Source organism: Limosilactobacillus reuteri subsp. porcinus (assembly GCF_036621895.1).
Lineage (GTDB): Bacteria > Bacillota > Bacilli > Lactobacillales > Lactobacillaceae > Limosilactobacillus > Limosilactobacillus reuteri_J.
On sequence record NZ_LN887493.1, the window covers coordinates 14,845 to 32,716 of the forward strand.

Consider the following 17,872-nt stretch of genomic DNA (forward strand, 5'->3'; position numbering starts at 1 on the left):
TATTAAATAACTCCTATTCAGCATAAGTTTCCTTGATTGTGGCAACTGAAAGAGCTCCAAGAGCCATTACGATACCAGCAAGGATAAACATGTGAACTTGTGAGTGTCCAAATAATGGGAATAAAACAAAACTCAATATTGAAGCAACAATCTGTGGTAAACAAATTGAACCGTTGAATAATCCAAGGTATGTACCCATGTGCTTACCAGTCAATGCGTTTGTAACAATTGTTAATGGGTAAGTGTTCATCGCAGCCCAAGCAATTCCGACAAGGGTGTATGAAACAATCAACGTCCATTGATCATGAACAAAGAACACTGAAATGAACCCAAGAGCACCAAGAAGTAAACTACCACCGTAACCAAGCTTGTGGTACTTGTTTGGCACCTTAGCTAATACGTATGACCAAATAACCGCAGCGATTGATTGAACAGCCGCAAGCACACCGTACCAGTTACCAGCAGCCTGATAACCAGCAGAGGTAGCATCAACAGTATTCCAAACATTTTTGGCAATAGCACCAGCTGAGTATGTCCAAAGGTATTGGAATGCAAACCAGCAGAAGAATTGAACAAGGGTAACTGTCCAGAATGCTTTTGGAGCATGCTTCAAAAGTGTAAACCAGTTTCCACCTTCTTTGTTGTCATCTTCAGTAATGCCATGGTACTTTGCATAAGTTGCTGGATCATATTCATGAACCCGGAAAACTGTAAACAAACTAGTAACAACTAACAAGGCTGCTCCAACGTAGAAGGCGATAATAACTGAATCTGGAACAACGCCTCGCTTTGCAGTGTTACGAACCCCAAACCAAGCAGTTAAGATAAATGGGAAAACAGCAGCTAACACAGCACCTGTGTTAGATAAGAAACTTTGAATCCCATAGGCATAACTCTTTTGGTCATCGTTAACCATATCACCAACCATCATCTTAAATGGCTGCATTGCCACATTTGATGAAAGGTCAAGTAAAGCAACAGTAATTGCACCGAACCAAAGGGCAGCAAGCGAACCATACCCGAAACCGAAACTTCCTGAATTAGGAAGCAAAATCATAACGATAACAGCTACAATCATTCCCAATAGTAAGTATGGCAACCGCCGACCACCTAACTTTGGTGCCCATGTACGGTCTGAATAATAACCAATGATTGGTTGAACAATCAAACCAGCTAATGGTGGTAAGATGAAGAACCAGCCAAGGTTGTTAGGGTCGGCACCAATAGTTTGGAAAATCCGACTCATTTGAGAACTCTGCAGAGTAAAAGCTGTCTGAACACCAAGGAATCCAAAGTTGATCATCCAGATAGTACTCTTTGATAGAGTAGGTAATCCAGCCCCCGGGGACTTTTCTTGACTCATTGCTAACAACTCCTTAACTTATAAAATAGTTCTAAAAGACACTTATGATTATTGTAAGCGCTTCATATATTATTGCAATATTAATAATATCAAATTTAAAATCGTTGTGCAACCGCTTGCGCAAATTTTTAGAAAACGGTTGCGGATTTTTATAATTTAAAGTTATTACTGTTTAGTTTCCGCAAAGCAGGCCTGTTATAGTTAATTATTTAAAACATAGTTAACTTAATAAAATAAAGAAGGCAAGTAATAGAGAAAAGCTTAAATTTTCCTCAATTACTTGCCTTTTACGATGAATGTTATTCTTGGTACTAAATTTTCTTAAGCAGAACCGCTTCACCCATTCCGCCCCCGACACACAGCGAAGCAATGCCGAGTTCATGATTATCCCAATGCATTTCATTAATCATCGTGACGATAATTCGCGCGCCTGAACACCCAACTGGATGGCCTAACGCAATTGCTCCACCCCAAGGATTGACAGCACTAGAATCAAGATGAAGCAAGTCCTGACAGACAAGGGCTTGGGTCGCAAACGCTTCATTAATTTCGTAAGTATCCACGTCATCTGCCGCCATCTGCTGATTTTTTAAGAGCTTATTGATTGCATAATATGGTCCCAGACCCATCAATGCTGGATCAAGACCAACAACCGCAGATTCTTGCCACTCAGCCAATGGAGTTAATCCTAATTGATTGACTGCACTTTCAGAAGCAAGAACCAAAGCAGCTCCCCCATCATTAATTCCCGAGGCATTTCCTGCAGTCACACTTCCGTCAGATTTAAAAGCTGGTTTTAATTTCGCTAAAGCCACTAGGGAAGTATCTGGTCGTGGTGCTTCGTCAACCTTTACAGTTACAGTGGTTCGTTTCTGCTTAACTTCAACGGGCACAATTTCTGAATCGAAATAGCCTGCTTTTTGAGCTTTTACTGCACGTTGATGGCTCAACAAAGCAAATTCGTCTTGCTGGTGACGAGTAATCTGATACTTATCATTTATATTTTCAGCAGTAATTCCCATTGGATAACCGCCATAAACATCATTTAAAGCATCACTTTGCATTGCATCAAGCAAGGTCCCATTCCCAAATCGATAGCCATTCCGTGCCTTAGGAAGAACATAAGGAGCTTGGGACATACTTTCCATCCCCCCGGCAACAATTACATTAGCCTGTCCTGCGCGAATCAAACTTGCTGCCAGGTCAACACTGGACATTCCCGACGCACAGACGTCATTAATTGTTATTGCCGGAACCTGTTCACCTAATCCAGCGGCCATTGATGCTTGGCGAGCTGGATTTTGTCCCGTTCCTGCTTGAATAACATTCCCCATTAATACTTGGTCAATATCGTTTCCGCTGAGCTTTGCCTTTTCAACAGCCGCTTTAATTGCAATCGCTCCTAATTCAACTGCAGACTTTGAAGCTAACTGACCGTTAAACTTACCGATCGGTGTTCGCTGAGCAGCAACAATGTAAACCTTCTCCATTCCGATTTCCCTCCATGTAAAAATAAGAGAGGACCGTGGCAAGTAATTCCGTGGTCCTTTCTATCAACTATTTATTTTAAAATCAACGATTCGAAATTGCTCTTCTGGATTAAAAAGTAATTCAACAGCTTGTTGACCCAATTTGCGGGGTTGTAAGTCAACCTTTTCTTCTTGATTAATTAACATCCCCATCAACCGACTATTGTTAAAACAAATAGTTGGTAAATTAAATTCTTGTAGTTGCCGTACTAATCGTACCAGCAACAAGTCATCAACACAAACAATTGAATCGATTTGCGGATGTTGTTTAATAAAATCTTTAACTGCAGGTCCAGTTGGTGAATATCGCCAGCTAAGAGCAGGAAGACGATGATTTTGCATACTCTGCTCATAACCTTGATGCCTATCCTGTTCAAATATCCAATTACTTGCAGATTGAAGAAAGACGGGGTGACTGGCCTCCTGATGATCCATCAGATAATCAGTCGCCGCTTGCCCTGCCGCAACGTTATCATTGTCGACAAAGCGATCTTGGGCCTTATCTGGATGACCGATTACCACAAAATTAAGGTTATTTTGGCGCAGGTAATTAGTAATGAGGTCATCTTTAACCGTATAAAGTACTAAAAAATTATGCACCTTGGACTGTTCGACCATCGATTTTACGCTTTGCAAAAGGTCGGTCGTAGTTGGCGCAATTGCCACAACCATTTCATAGTGAATCGGCTTTAATGCCATGCTAATTCCCCGTAATAAGTCAATATGAAACGGGTTGGCAGGCGCAGTATCATTGGTTACTGGAAAAATAATTCCGACCATGTTTGATTCGCCCCGTGTTAGGTTCTGTGCATTGTAATTTGGTTGATAACCCAACTCTTTAGCAATCGTCGCTATTCGTTGTCGTGTTTTTTCACTAATTCGTGGATTATGGTTTAAAGCTCGAGAAGCAGTCGAAACCGATACCCCTGCTTTCTGTGCAATATCCTTAATTGTCACCAACTAATCACCCTCTTTTGTAAATAACACGAACTCTCCTAATTCTAACAGGTAAAGCCCCATTTGGACAACTGGAATCCCTTCCATTAAGTTCAAAGCTTCTTTATAGAGCTCTAATTGTCCTCGGTAACGATCCTTTATCCGTGCTAAATCAAAGTCGCGATAATCTTTGTTAAGGTGATCAGTTTTATAATCAACTAGAACAATGCCCTCGTCATTTTTTAAGTAACCATCAATGATTCCGTGAATTAAAATGCGTTCATCATCACTAACATTTACCCCTTTAAATAATTCATGACCATTCATAATCATTGAGAACGGCACTTCACGATGATAATCTGCGGGATGGTTTAAGATCTTTTGACCAATCTCAGTCTGATAAAAGTCCACTATTCCTTTCCGGTTGATCCGTGCTGCCACAACTGGATTGATCAATTTTTCTCCTACCAATTTTTGAATTTCTTGATCAACAAATTCAACGTTAATCAGACCTTCATCAAGTGGGAGTTTTTGGAAAACAAGGTGCGTTGCTGTTCCAATTTCTGTTGCCACTGGTTCATGAGTAGTCTGTTGGATGAAAGCCGGAACATCAAAGTTATTATTTAAGTAAATCCCTTGCGTCTTTACCTTTTGTTGTTGATCATAATCCCACCGTGCCATATCACGTGTATCAGGATCTTCAAAGACTCGTTTTACATCTGTAACGGATTGGTAAGCAGTTGTTTTAGTAGCGACAAGATGGGGGTAACGATAGCGCAAAATTTGTTCAATCTTTTGTTCAGAAGCATCAGTTGCAACTGTATTGTTCTTTTCCGTTACATTAGCACTAGCACTTTGCCCAATTTTTGTTAATCCATCGCTAACATCAAGCGCAGTATATGTTTTTGCAATAAAGTGAGGATCAGCCGCCAAACCAGTAACTTTAGTATCAGCAAGCGTGCTTTCTTCTAACGTGACATTTCCACGACTCAATTGTTGCGCGTTGAATTCTGGATAACGAGCCAGGGCAAGGCCAACCCAGTCCATAAATGAATTTGCAGTGATCCGTGGCTGCGGGCCAATTAGTAAATTCTTACTCTGATAAGCTTTTTGCCACCGCTGCCATGACCCAGCAAGACTTTGTGTCCGCATTTCTTCATTAAAGGATCCCGTAATAACTAATCGCTGTTCCGCACGGGTCAGTGCAACATAGAGAACCCGAAGATCTTCTGCCCGTTCGCCGCGCTGAATTTCTTCAATCACTGCTTGCCGTTGTGGCGTATCATAAATAACCCGTTGATCATCCATGTAACGAATCCCTACCCCCGCAACGGCATCGACAACTGCATTTTCACGAGCTGCTCCTTTGTTAAAGCCATGTGTGGCATCAATTAGAAAGACTACGGGGAATTGAAGCCCCTTGCTTCCGTGAATCGTCATAACATTAACCGTGTTTGCAGTTAACTGCGTCGGTGCTACTCCTAAATCTTTATCATGTTCCTGCATCTTCTCAATAAAACGAATAAATTGATAAAGACCCTTAAAACTGCTTTGTTCATAGGAGTGCGCACGTTGATAAAGGGCATGGAGGTTTGCTTGCCGTTGGTGGCCTCCTGGCATTGCTCCAACATAATCAAGGTAACCTGTTTGGTCATAGATCTGCCAAATCAAGTCAACAAGAGTTTGCTGTTGGGCTGTTTGTCGAAAGAGACGAAGCAAGCCTAAGAAGTGATCTGCTTTTTCATAGAGGGCACTTACCTGTTCAGAAGTAAGGAGCGATTGATGGCGAAGCGCCTTTCGCTGGTAATTACCCATAAATGATTGCAGGGCAGCATAGTAATCAACAGAGCGATTCTGAAGACGGATAAAAGCTAATTCTTGGTTAGTTAACCCGACAATCGGCGACCGCAAAACAGCAGCTAATGGAATATCCTGTTGTGGATTATCAATTATCTTCAACAAGGACATCATTACTCGCACTTCAGTAGCTTGAAAATAACTTTCAACATCGTGAACTGTCAATGGAATATTAAGTTTATTAAACTCTTCCATCAAAGAATTATTGATTGCCTTTGTCCGTTCAAGCAAAACAATATCACCGTACTGAATTGGATGCATCTGTCCATCTTCTGGATGAAAAATTAACTCTTGATTTTCGACCATCTGCTTAATTCGCATCCCGATCATCCGAAATTCTCCAGCTAGTTTATCATCCTCATGTTCAACATCTTCTTTTTCTGGATCAAGGGCATTCGCGTCATACAGTAACACTTCTGTTGGGTGAACCTTATTATCTTGATTTTCTTCGTAATAAGTTGCCGCATATTTTAAATGGGCATCTTCATCATAATCAATTTCACCAACTTCCCTATCCATCAGTTGTTCAAAAAGGACATTGGTAAAGCTCGTCACATTAGTCATCGATCGGAAATTTTCCCCTAAAACAATTGCCTCCCCGTCGTTGCCTTGACGATAGTTTTGATATTTCCCGAGAAATAATGTTGGATCAGCTTCACGGAATCGGTAAATCGATTGCTTAACATCCCCCACCATAAATAGGTTCTTGCGTTCAGGAGATGTCAATTTCATCAAAATACTTTCCTGAAGGCGGTTCGTATCCTGATATTCATCGATCATAATTTTCTGATAATGATTTTGCAGATCTTTGACAAGGGTTTGCCAGTTCGGCTGGTCGTCTGGTGGCGTTAAAATGGCGTACGCGTAGTGCTCCAAGTCACTAAATTCAAGGACATGCCGATTCAGCTTAGTTTGTTGGTACCGCCGACGGAAATTAATCGTTACCGCACTCAATTCACGTAAAAGTTCCTGAGCATGCGTTGAAATTAATCGAAATTGGTCTTCACGGTAATTAAAGAAGCGATCGACTAACTGATCAAATTGCTTTTTTATCCCCGTGCGAGCACTTCCCAGTGATTTATATACTTCTTCAGCTAGCTCATCATCTTTCGGTTTACCACCCATTCGTGCAAATTTAGCGTTAGCAAATAAGTCCCGAATAGTATTCCAAGTAGGTGGTTGCAATAAGTCTAAAAGTTCCTGCATCATCTGCTGGTCTTTTTGCAATGAATCAACAGTTTTAGCACCTAATTGACTTTCAGTTGCTTTGCTTAACAAGGCTGTAAATTGATCACGGAAAGTCGTTAGCTCAGTTAGCAATTCTTCTTTTGCGATTGGTTCCTGTGCTTCCTGTCTTCCCAAGTAAGTACTAACGGTTTGTTCCCAATGCTTCTTTAATTGATTACGCTGCTTTTGAATGTCTTTAAATACATCAATCCGTGGATCATCTGCCGCTGGTCGTCCCCGAAAACTACCAAACTTTTGCTGCGCCATCATTTGGCAAACATCACTGACGGTAATACCTCCTAGGGACGAAAGAAGTTGGTGCATCAACTCTTCATCACTCTTAATAACCTCGGCTGCTTGGTCTAGTCCGTTATCACGAGCTCTTGTTGCTAATTCACGATAATCTTGAATGAACTGATTGAGTTTTTCGATGACCAGGGGCTTTAGCTGTTGTTGATAAAAATTAGATTCTAATAGTGAGCCAGACCCCAAATTATAATTATCTGGTAATTTTTGGAGCCACTTTTCGGGGTCAGGCTGGGCATTAGCAATTTCATATAACCGTAAAATCAAGTCGTCAAGTCCTTGGTCATCACGGTCACTAGAAAAGTTGAGGACTAGTTCGCTAAAGGAAGCTCTTCCTGGAACTTTTTCTTCAGCATTTTTATATAGTTCTTCGCTAACTTCATGCCAGACATCTTCTTGAAGTAACAATCGCTCCGTTTCATCAGTTAAGAGCCGAAATTGTGGATCAAGGTCAATCAAGTAGTAGTAGCGCTTTATTAACTTTAAACAAAAAGCATGAATTGTACTGATATCTGCAGCCGCAAGCCGGTTAATCTGATTACTCATCCGGTCACGTAAATCTTTGGGATTAGCGGAATCTTGTACTATTTTCTGCAAGGCTGTCCTGATTTTATCCCGCATATTCTTTGCTGCTGCGTCCGTAAATGTTACGAGCAGCATTCGATCAATGCTTTGCCCTTCCTTAATTAATTCAATTGTCCGATTTACTAGCACAGCCGTTTTTCCTGATCCCGCGGAAGCTGAAACTAGAATATTTTCGCCACGGTCATTAATCGCCTTGGATTGAGCAGGCGTTGGTTTAAATCCAGCCATTACTTCTTATCCTCCTCATCATCGTCTTGGACTACATTATCAAATGCTTCTTTTGCTAAATTAGGATTTAGGTCGCGATAGTTTTGCTGGTCAAGCATATTATCAAACTGAAATACGTCTAAAAAGTCACTATAATCAAGTCCTGTGCGGCGGTTGCTTCCAGTTAATAACCGGTAAGGATTTAGTTTCAAGTCACCACTCAAAATTTGATTACCCGCATTGATTACAAGTTCCTTATTCATGTTTTGCAGCCAATCAAGTTGCTGCGGCGTAACGAGAAGCGCCTCTTTATTAGCTTTGATTTTTCCATTCTTATATTCCTTAAGCGGGTATAAGAATGCTTGTTTATCTAAGCTCTTATCTAACTCCCGCAATAATTGTGGATCATTCAAGAGGATTCCCTTGTATTGGTGCTCTTTTAATTTCAAATCATCGAGGGAACTTTTCTTTAACTCGGCAGCCTTAATTGTCGGATTATTCAAACGAAGATATAATGCCCCTGCCAGTCGTGGGTTATTCGTTTCCAATTCAGTTAAGTTTGCCTGTAACCCGTTAAGGTAGGTTAAAAGTTGGAGAGAGAGTCCATAATAAGCCGAAGTGAGGTCAAAAAGATGATTACTCGACTTATAGTCAACGACCGTCAAGAAATTATCGTTTCCTTGCTTAAGATTATCGATTCGGTCAATTCGCCCCCGCAGATAAATATGATGATTATCTTTAAGCGGATAATCAAGAGAACCAAGGTTGCCTGGCTGTTGGTTACCAATTCGTCCAAACTGAACTTCGGTTTTTACTGGCTGTGAGCCGGTATATTCAGCTTGGCGGCATAATGTAATCAACATTGTTTTAACAATTGCGGTTAATTGCTGATATTGAAATTGGGCTTGGGCTGAAGAATTTATGAGACGCAATAAAGTTGGCTGATTCTCTTGAGCTGTAACTAATGCATGGTCAATCAGCTGGTCACGTTGCACCTGATTATCTTTGTGGGCAAGGTCTGCAAAAGACAAATTATTTTCTCGAATTGTTGTAACAAAAGTCTCCATTGCTTTATGGAAGAAGGTACCGATACGGTCATTAGATAAGGTTAACTCATCTCGTTTTTGCAACCTCAAGCCATACTTAAGGAAATATTCGTACTGATTAATATAAAAATCTTGTAACTGCGAAATCGAGGCATATAATACCCGCCCGCGCTCATCGTCTGGAGCTGCCCGGAGATAAAGCGCCTGAGCCAATTTATTTCCCAGGGAATCAATCTTATTTTGATAATGGAAGCCAGCAGCAACTAAAGATAGACGCTGACCTAGTGATATTCCTTCTGCTTGAACCTTAGCATCCGCTGATTGCTGCCATTGCTTAGCTAACTTAACCAACGATTCAGCAACTGTTTGCCATCCAACGGGCATGACCGGTTGACGATCAATACCAACCCCTTGCTCATCACGAATTTGCCGGCTAACTTCAACTAACCGGTTTATTGTTGTAAGCGGGGCACTAACAAAATCAATAGCATTCTCTTGTCCGGCCTTGCTAGTAGCTAATGGATATTCACGAACCGGTTGATCAAAGTAGCGAGCCATATCGTGCATATATGGCGATATACTGAGTTCCTTATCATCACTATCAGTTTGCGGTGCCGAGAATATCAACTGCTCCTTAGCGTTCATAAAACCAGTATAGTGAACAAATGGCTCGTCAATCAGTTGGTCAATTGCCGTTCCAGGAAGGTATTGGAAATCTTCATCAAGATAAGCACTCAAAATATCCTTATCTTGGTCCGTTAGCAAACTATCACTTTCTTGCATCTCAGGCATCACATCATCAGTTGACCCAATCATAAAAACTACTTTTCGGTTTTCACTTTGGACAATTCCAGTTTCAGAGACTACTACTTGGTCTAACGTTGCCGGGATCTGGGAATACTGGGCCGCCGCAAAACCTGCCTGGAGTAACTCACTAAACTCTGCAAGAACCTCACTAGTTCCGTTCCACAGTTCTTGTTGGCCTAAAATTTCTACATATTCTTGGAGAATTTGGCAAAAGGTAGTCCAGACTTGTTGTGGTTGGCGCGCGAGGTCTAAATCCCGGGTACTTTGGTATTGCTGCCAAGCGTATAACCGGTCTGTAACTCTCATGGCAGCTAAGAATTGGTATAAAGCAGTCGCAAGTTCTTGTCCTGTTTGTGCTTGTTTAAACTGGTCGAAAACTGGCAGTAAGTGGTTTGCAACAAAATCTTTTACAAGAGCTAACTGGTCATTTAATTTTTTTAAACGTGACTGTTCATATTTTGGATCTGTTAGGTTCGTTCCTGGCGCCTGCCATAATTGCTTAATCTTTTCTGGATCATTAGTTGTCCAAGCATTTTTTCCTTCAATTGCCTGCTTAAGGCACCAATTCTCAGTAGCGAAAACTGCTGCTTGGAAATCACTTAGCCCCATCAGATCACCAGTGCCTGTCCGTGGAACAAGTAACCATGTCTTCAGCAATTGGATGATGTCTGCTGTTCGATAGCCTCGTTGCGGCAATTCCAATAATGTCGTAAGAAGCGTTACTAGCAGATGATTATCCATCAAGCGTTCATGGTCATTAAAAACTGGAATATTATGTGCCGCAAAAACCGGTTCAATCATTGTCTGATAGCCGTCAAGGTGGCGACTAAGGATAAGGAAGTCACGATAACGATATTTACCGCTAGCAACTAATTGGCGAATCTGGGTAGCCACATTATTCAATTCAGTCATCCGATTGGTGGTTGTCATAAATTGAAGATTTTGGGGACGAGAAAGTTCTTCCCGCTCGCCGGGGCCAATTGGTTCGCTTGCATAACGCTTAAAATACGAATCAACTTGTTGTAATTCCACATCAACGCGAGGAGTCGTCGCAAACGCTACATTTTGCAAAACCTTCACTTCTTTTTGATGCATTTGGCCAAATTTCCATAAACGGTGAAATTGCATCGCGGAGGAATAGAATAAATTATTTTTAGGAGGAAGTTCCTGGGGATTTGGATGATTCTGGTCTGGGTAGCCACGATCAAGAGTTAAAGAAATAGTTGTCGATGCGGCATTCGTAATTAATGCATCCACTACCTGTTGTTCATTTGCAGTAAACTGAGCAAAACGGTCAATAAAGAAGTGCATCTTAGCAACTTCTGGTGATTTTTGAAGGTAAGACACTAATTGCCGGTATAACTCACTATTACCAATGTACCGGTCCCGTAACCGGTCTTCATAAGCATGATATATAATTTCAACATCATGCATTTTAGCGAGCCATGCCTGATTAGCTGCTGGGTCATTCTCGGACTTCACCCGAGAAATAATATCAGTTAAGTCATCGGCGGTTATGTTGGCATTTTTTAATTCTTCAAGCTGAGCTGTCATCTTTTGAATAAATCCAGCTTGTTTTACTTCGCTTGCATATAAACGGAGCTCACTTGCCTGTTCTTGAACAACTTGAAAAGTGAGCATCGCCATCCCAATTTTAGAAAGGTGTTGTTTTTGAAAAGCTGGAGTATCTCGTAAAAGGTACCAAGCAAGCCGGCTAAACGAAAGCACCTGTATGCGGGAAGAGGCGAATCTGTCACTTCCGCTAAATCCTTGACGATCACGAAGACCAGCAAGGACATTAATTTCAGTTTCAAACTTAATATGGTTAGGCACCAAATAATAAAAGCTCTCATCAGTAGATGCATTCTTTATCTGGTCAACTAATTGATCAATCAACACTTGCTGATGATCCATCGCTGCTGTTCCTAAAACAAATCCCAGTGTTCCCATAATCTTTAATCCTTTCTATCGCTTAAATTGCTCCTCTAATTTTATCATAAAACGAACATATATTCTTTAGCTAAAAAGGGAGTGGGAAATAATCTTCTCGACAAGGCGGTGGGCTAAGGATAGAACGGTGATTAGCACGGCACGGGCTGATTAGCGTTCTATCCTTAGCCTCGAGCCTTGTGATTATTTTCCACGTTATCTTGCTATCGTTCGTGAAAACAGTTGAGGCTGAGAGAAAACAAATGTTTTCTCCCAGCCTCGTTCTATCATTATAAAATTGGGGATAGTAGACGTGACACTGTTTGCTTAAACTTCAACCAGCGTGGTTGCTCTGTAAACATTGCTGGTGTAATCACCCGACAGTTACGAATATCATTAACAAAAATTCGCTCAAGATCGTCTACCGTATTTTGATTGTAAATAAAGGCATTAATTTCGAAGTTTAATTTAAAACTCCGAAAGTCAAGGTTAGCAGAGCCGACAGAAGCCATTCGACCGTCAATCATCATTGTCTTAGCGTGAAGGAAACCCTTTTGATAGTAATAAATTGTTACACCATGATTAGCAAGCTCACGAGCATAATATTGCGTTGCCCGATATACAAAGGCATGGTCAGGCATTGAAGGAATCATTATCCGTACATCGATTCCTGAATGAGCTGCCACTTTTAACGCATCCAAAATACTATCGTCAGGGATTAGGTAGGGAGTTTGAATCCAAATATGATCTTGCGCTGCATTAATTAGACGTAAATATCCCATTTTAATTTTTTCCAATGGCGCTTCAGGACCGCTAGAGACAGTCTGCAATGCAACATCCCCATGAACTCTAATTGGTTGGAAGTAAGGATGGTAATGCACAATCTTATCTTTATCCTTTTTCATTGATGCATTCCAGTCGCCGATAAACCGTCGCTGAAGGCCATAAACGCCACCGCCGACAATTCGAAGGTGGGTATCACGCCATGGACCAAATTTAGGAACGCGTCCTAGGTATTGGTCCCCAATATTAAAACCACCAACATACCCAATCTCACCATCAAGAACAACAATTTTCCGGTGGTCCCGGTAGTTTATCCGAAAATCAAAGAAATTACTTCGGGACATCAGGAATGGAGCTGCATAACCACCGACTTCCCGTAAATGATCATAGAAACTTGGCCAGACTCCCATCGACCCCCATGAATCGTAAAGAACTCGCACTTCTACTCCCTCAGCCGCCTTTTGTTCAAGCAGAGTCCGTAATTCATTACCAATTTGATCATTATAAATTGTATAAAACTCAATATGGATACTCTTTTTCGCTGCTGCAATATCATCAAACATTTTCTTAAAAAGCACATTACCATTTGTAAAAATATTAACGGCATTGTGCCGCGTTAAAAATGAGTCATCAATACTTTGAAAAAGCATGATGGTCCGCCGATAAATCTGGACGGTTTGATCTTTAGGCTTCGGCATATTGATGAATTGTTGCTTCTGCCTTTCTAGTGCTTGTTTTAATTTTAGTTGCGTTTGGGATTTTATTCGGGCTAATTGTTTATGTGGTAATTTTCGTCCAAAGAATGCATATAAAATAAAGCCAAAACCAGGAATCAGCGTTAGCACCAATAACCATGCCCAAGTTGCAGCAATATCCCGCTTTTCACGGAAAACAGTATAAATGGCCGCAATTTCATTGACGAGAATAACCAGTAGCAAACACCACCAAATAATTGTCCATGTTAATGCCATCGCTTATCCTCCATTCATTTCATTGCTTTTCATTCTAACGCAAACCACTTCTTTCTGAAATATAATCTCGCTTATTTTCTCCGCTGAATAAAGCTAAATGTCGTACAATAGAAATATTATTAATCGGGGGAGGATAATAATGGCAGAAATATATTTACGACGCGCCCAGCTTCAAGATTTACCGGCGATCATGAAAATAATTGATGATGCAAAAGAGCTTCTAAAGAAAAATGGTAGTCCGCAATGGCAAAACGGTTATCCAAATCGAGAAACTTTTGCTCAAGATATTGCAACGCAAACAAACTGGGTATTGATTAATGGTAATAAAGTAGCGGCAACTGCGACTCTTCAGCTTACCCCAGAACCGACCTACCGTAACATTACACAGGGACAGTGGCAACAACCAGATGAACTTTACGCTACCATTCACCGGGTCGCCATCAGCAGCAATTATCGCGGACAAGGACTTAGTAAATTGCTCTTTTCTAACTTGCTAACAGTCGGTCAAATGCAAGGGATTAAGAATTTTCGGGTTGATACTCACCGCAGCAATAAAGCGATGCAACACATTGTCGAAAATTTCAACTTTAAAAGGCGAGGAATCATTCAAGTTAATGACCAAAATGATCCCGAGCGATTAGCCTATGAACTAAACTTAGGAAGCCATCATAAGCTTACTCGAATCAATAATAATTTTATGCAACCATTGATTGATAAGCTATAGGACGCACAAAGAAATGACATTTTAAAACAACAAAGAGGTTGGGGAATTCCCAGCCTCTTTGTATTTATTAACCGTTTTAGATTAGTTATGGCGCTTCTTTGAGCTGTAAGTGATACCAAGTGTACCAAGTAATGCAGTGGCAGCTAAAGCAACAATTGACATAGAAGATTGATCTACCTTTTGTGATGATTCACTCTTCTTAGCAGGTGTTTGCTTCTTAGCAACAGTGCCAGCTTTTACAACTGACTTCTCATTGTTGTCTGCTTTAGTGGCTTTATTATCAGCAGTAGAAGCAACCGGTATTTGTGTACCATTATTTGTAGTAGCAGCAACTGCAGCTGTTTGTGTTACAACTGGAGCTGAACTTTCATTACTCTTAACAGTGTTTTCAGCAGCATGATTTTCTGTAGTGACAACTGGTGCAACTGCAATAGGTGTTTGTGTAGCTGTCTTTACAATTGATGGTGCTGAAACGGTTTGAACACGTCCAGTAGTTTCAACTTGTAGAGGGTTTGAAGCTGTTGGGAAGGCAACAGTATCAACATTACCGTCATTAGCAACTTTCACTGCTGAAGGAAGGACAACAGTATTATTTGCTAAACGAACTTCATTAGCTCTCTTAGCATCTTCACGCCGTTGAATAGCTGCTAATTGAACATTGAATTGTTCAGCAAGTTTGTCATAAGCAGCCTTGTTTTCAGCCTTTAATTCAGCAAGAACAGCATCACCATGGGCAATAACTGCTTGGTGTTGATCTTGCAATTGCTTGATTTGTGGGTCAATGCTTGGAACAAGTTCATTAATCTTAGCATCAAGCTTTGCATTTTCAGTTTTCTTGATATTAGCGATCTTAGCGTCACGATCAGCAGCAAGCTTTTGTGCAGCTACTTGATCAGCCTTTAATAAGTTTTGGTAGGCACTGTCTAATTGAGCCTTGTAAGCTTGAAGATCAACAGCTCCAGTAGCCTTAAGAGCAGCATCACGAACACTAGCTGCCTTAGTAACCGCAACATCATAGTTAGCTTTTACTTGAGCTTTTGCATCATTATATTGTTGTTCAAGGTTATTTAAGTTAGCTTGGTGGGCACTAGCTAATGCATCAAGAGATTGTTGTGCTTGTGCCTTAACATCAGCTAATTTTTGTTGTTCACTAGCAGTAGCTTTTTGCACATCAGTTGCAGTTGGCGTAACTGTCTTTGTCCCTGGTACTTTATTAACATGATATTGAGCAGTCTTAATAGCATTTAATTGTGCATCTACAGTTGAAGTTCCCCATACATTACGATTTTGAACTTCCTTAGTTAAGTTAGCATCATGGTTAATGTTAAATCCAATGTGATCAAATGTTACAGTATATGATGGATTCTTACGATCAGAAACACCTGAACCATTCTTAGCAGTCATTTCATCAGTTAGCTTTTGGAAGCCAATTCCCACAGTGCGAACACCAGCACGAAGAAGATTAACTGCATGTCCACCGATGTGTGTTGGGTTTACCAATTCACCATAGTACATACCCTGCATTGAGTTGTAGAGATTAATAGCGTAATTTAGAAGAGTTGGCGTTCCAGCTTGCATAGTAGTCAAGTTTTCATTAACGTCAGTGTAAACTGTCTTACCATTAAATTCGCTTGTTAAACTCTTTTGCAAGTTTTGGGTGGCATTATTAATAATGCTACTATAAGTTGCTTCGGTAGGCATTCCACTGTCTTTAACAGTATGGCTATTATTATCAACATTGTACTTTGTCCGGTTAGCAACAACTTGGTTAGCAATGTTATCAGTAAAGTCAGTACTTACTAAATCAACTGGAGCAACGTTTACAAAGCCATCATTCTTATTAACCGCATTGTAAAATTCACGGTAGTTTTGGAAAACATTGTTACGGAATCCATTTTCCCATGAAAGAGCTAATGCCCGTAATACTTGAACTTGGACAGCTGTTAATCCATCAGCAGAAACTTTTTCTGAATGATCATTTTTAGCATCGTAACTTAATAGACCTGGTTGGAAATCTAATGGCATCTCTGAAATATCATGTGGAGTTGAGTCAGCAGCCTTGTTCGTAATTACTGCACTATCAGGATATTCACCATAGTAAGTATTAGCAAATTCAGGATAAGTATAATCAGATACAGGAATAGCACCATTATAGCCACGAACTTCTAGATGAATTCCGTATTTTGCTACATAGTCAGGAACCTTAACATCTGTTTGTGGTTTAGCAACTCGGCCAGTAACAGCAACCTCATTAGTAGTTGCGACTTCATAAGGCTTGTTAGCATTAGCAGTTGCGGTTGCAAGAGATGCTTCAGCATTTTTAACATTTTCTGCATTAGTTGCTTGTTGAGCAGATAACTTACCTTGGTAAGTATCATTTTCCTTAGCAACAGCTGAGTTGTAATTATTGGCAGCAGCCTGTGCTTGGCTTGTCTGCGTATTAGCTGCATCACTTAAAGCTTGTTGATATTGTGCATTGATATCAGCGACAGCTTGTTGATTTTCAGCAGCTTGACTAACAGCTTGTGCGTACTGTTGATCATTTGCTGCACGTTGAGTGGCTTCGTTTTGTTGTTGTGCGTTAATTTGTTGTTGGTATTCAGCATTAGCAGCTGAAGTTTGTGCTTCAATAGAAGCAGCAGTAGAAGCTTGTGCTTGTGCAATAGCACCGGCTTGTTCTTGTTCTAGAGCAGCATGACTAGCTTTTAATTGATCAATTTGTGCGTTGGTTTGTGCAAGATCCGCAGCATTTGATTGCTCGTTGGCCGTAGCTTGTTGAGCTTCTTTACTATCATTAGCTGATTGCAATTGTGCAAGTTGCTGATCAGCAGTTGCTCGAACTTGGTCGTAAGTAACTTGGTCATTACTTACTTGTACATTGTTTTGACTATTATCAGCGTGTACATCTGTCGTTGAAGTGGTGGTAACGACACCTGCTGTCAAGATTGCCCCCGCAATCAAAGCAGTTGAACGCCAATTATTTGTATTCGAATTTCTCATTTTAATAAACCCCCGTTTATGAAAAAATATTCAAAAGAAAATAAATTATTCATGCAAGGTTTATTGCTTAATGACTTAACAGTTCCTACTATATCAAGGTTTTTAGGGATTACAAGCGACTTGAAATTTCAAACGGTTATTTTCACATTTTAACTATTCCCCCGTTAAGTAGCTCTGCTTATCAACGAAACAACTGTTCATTAATCACTCGAATAGAATTATATATCGAGAAGAAACCCTTATTTATCAACGACAATGAACTAATCACACAATCAGCCAACCAACAATTTTATCAAAGCCTTTTTTAGTTACGCGGTTATTTAAAATACCCCGTTTAGTTCCAAAAAAAAACTTAAAAAATTTTAAAACCGTTCCTGTGATAATTATAGACCATTAAATCACCTTTTATTTATCACCCCAAACACCTAAATATCTTCAATTTCCGCCTTACACTTTGATACAAACGTTGCAACAAAAGACATTCGCAAGAAGATGCAACAACTATTTTTAAGCTTTTTGCGTCCTTTTCGTCCCATTATTTAACAAGTGGTAATTTATCAAACCTTTGATATAACAACACTTAAAATACTTACATTTAACAA

Annotated in this window: 8 protein-coding genes; 1 reads left to right on the forward strand and 7 read right to left on the reverse strand. The window is 40.3% G+C overall.

Annotation, left to right across the window (positions count from 1 at the left end):
- Positions 1–13: 13 nt before the first annotated feature.
- The 6 genes from AACL61_RS09260 to cls form a co-directional block, all read right to left on the reverse strand.
- Complete coding sequence (locus AACL61_RS09260) at positions 14–1,363, reverse strand: SLC45 family MFS transporter (RefSeq protein WP_102816094.1); 1,350 nt, start codon at positions 1,361–1,363, stop codon at positions 14–16.
- 311 nt (positions 1,364–1,674) lie between these two features.
- On the reverse strand, positions 1,675–2,853 hold the full coding sequence (locus AACL61_RS09265) for an acetyl-CoA C-acetyltransferase (protein ID WP_339111287.1): 1,179 nt from the start codon (positions 2,851–2,853) through the stop codon (positions 1,675–1,677).
- Positions 2,854–2,916: 63 nt separating this feature from the next.
- On the reverse strand, positions 2,917–3,852 hold the full coding sequence (locus AACL61_RS09270) for a LacI family DNA-binding transcriptional regulator (RefSeq protein WP_339111288.1): 936 nt from the start codon (positions 3,850–3,852) through the stop codon (positions 2,917–2,919).
- Positions 3,853–8,031 (reverse strand): helicase-exonuclease AddAB subunit AddA, encoded by a 4,179-nt coding sequence (gene addA / locus AACL61_RS09275; protein WP_339111289.1) that lies wholly within the window; start codon positions 8,029–8,031, stop codon positions 3,853–3,855.
- Positions 8,031–11,813, reverse strand: coding sequence for a PD-(D/E)XK nuclease family protein (locus tag AACL61_RS09280; protein ID WP_339111290.1), 3,783 nt, complete (start codon positions 11,811–11,813; stop codon positions 8,031–8,033). The genes addA and AACL61_RS09280 overlap by 1 nt, the downstream gene beginning before the upstream one ends.
- A gap of 269 nt (positions 11,814–12,082) precedes the next feature.
- Positions 12,083–13,546, reverse strand: coding sequence for a cardiolipin synthase (gene cls, locus AACL61_RS09285; protein ID WP_339111291.1), 1,464 nt, complete (start codon positions 13,544–13,546; stop codon positions 12,083–12,085).
- 139 nt (positions 13,547–13,685) lie between these two features.
- Here cls and AACL61_RS09290 point away from each other — a divergent pair, with 139 nt between their 5' ends.
- Positions 13,686–14,270 carry a GNAT family N-acetyltransferase gene (locus tag AACL61_RS09290; RefSeq protein WP_231125352.1) on the forward strand — a complete coding sequence of 195 codons (585 nt, stop codon included), beginning with the start codon at positions 13,686–13,688 and terminating at the stop codon, positions 14,268–14,270.
- A gap of 81 nt (positions 14,271–14,351) precedes the next feature.
- On the opposite strand, the gene AACL61_RS09295 is transcribed toward AACL61_RS09290, so the two are convergent.
- Positions 14,352–17,270, reverse strand: a complete 2,919-nt coding sequence (locus AACL61_RS09295; protein ID WP_339111292.1) for a hypothetical protein — start codon at positions 17,268–17,270, stop codon at positions 14,352–14,354.
- Positions 17,271–17,872: the final 602 nt, after the last annotated feature.

Coding starts and splice junctions, on each gene's coding strand:
- AACL61_RS09260 (WP_102816094.1), bottom strand. CDS start 1,363: ATGAGTCAAGAAAAGTCCCCGGGGGCTGGATTACCTACTCTATCAAAG.
- AACL61_RS09265 (WP_339111287.1), bottom strand. CDS start 2,853: ATGGAGAAGGTTTACATTGTTGCTGCTCAGCGAACACCGATCGGTAAG.
- addA (WP_339111289.1), bottom strand. CDS start 8,031: ATGGCTGGATTTAAACCAACGCCTGCTCAATCCAAGGCGATTAATGAC.
- AACL61_RS09280 (WP_339111290.1), bottom strand. CDS start 11,813: ATGGGAACACTGGGATTTGTTTTAGGAACAGCAGCGATGGATCATCAG.
- cls (WP_339111291.1), bottom strand. CDS start 13,546: ATGGCATTAACATGGACAATTATTTGGTGGTGTTTGCTACTGGTTATT.
- AACL61_RS09290 (WP_231125352.1), top strand. CDS start 13,686: ATGGCAGAAATATATTTACGACGCGCCCAGCTTCAAGATTTACCGGCG.
- AACL61_RS09295 (WP_339111292.1), bottom strand. CDS start 17,270: ATGAGAAATTCGAATACAAATAATTGGCGTTCAACTGCTTTGATTGCG.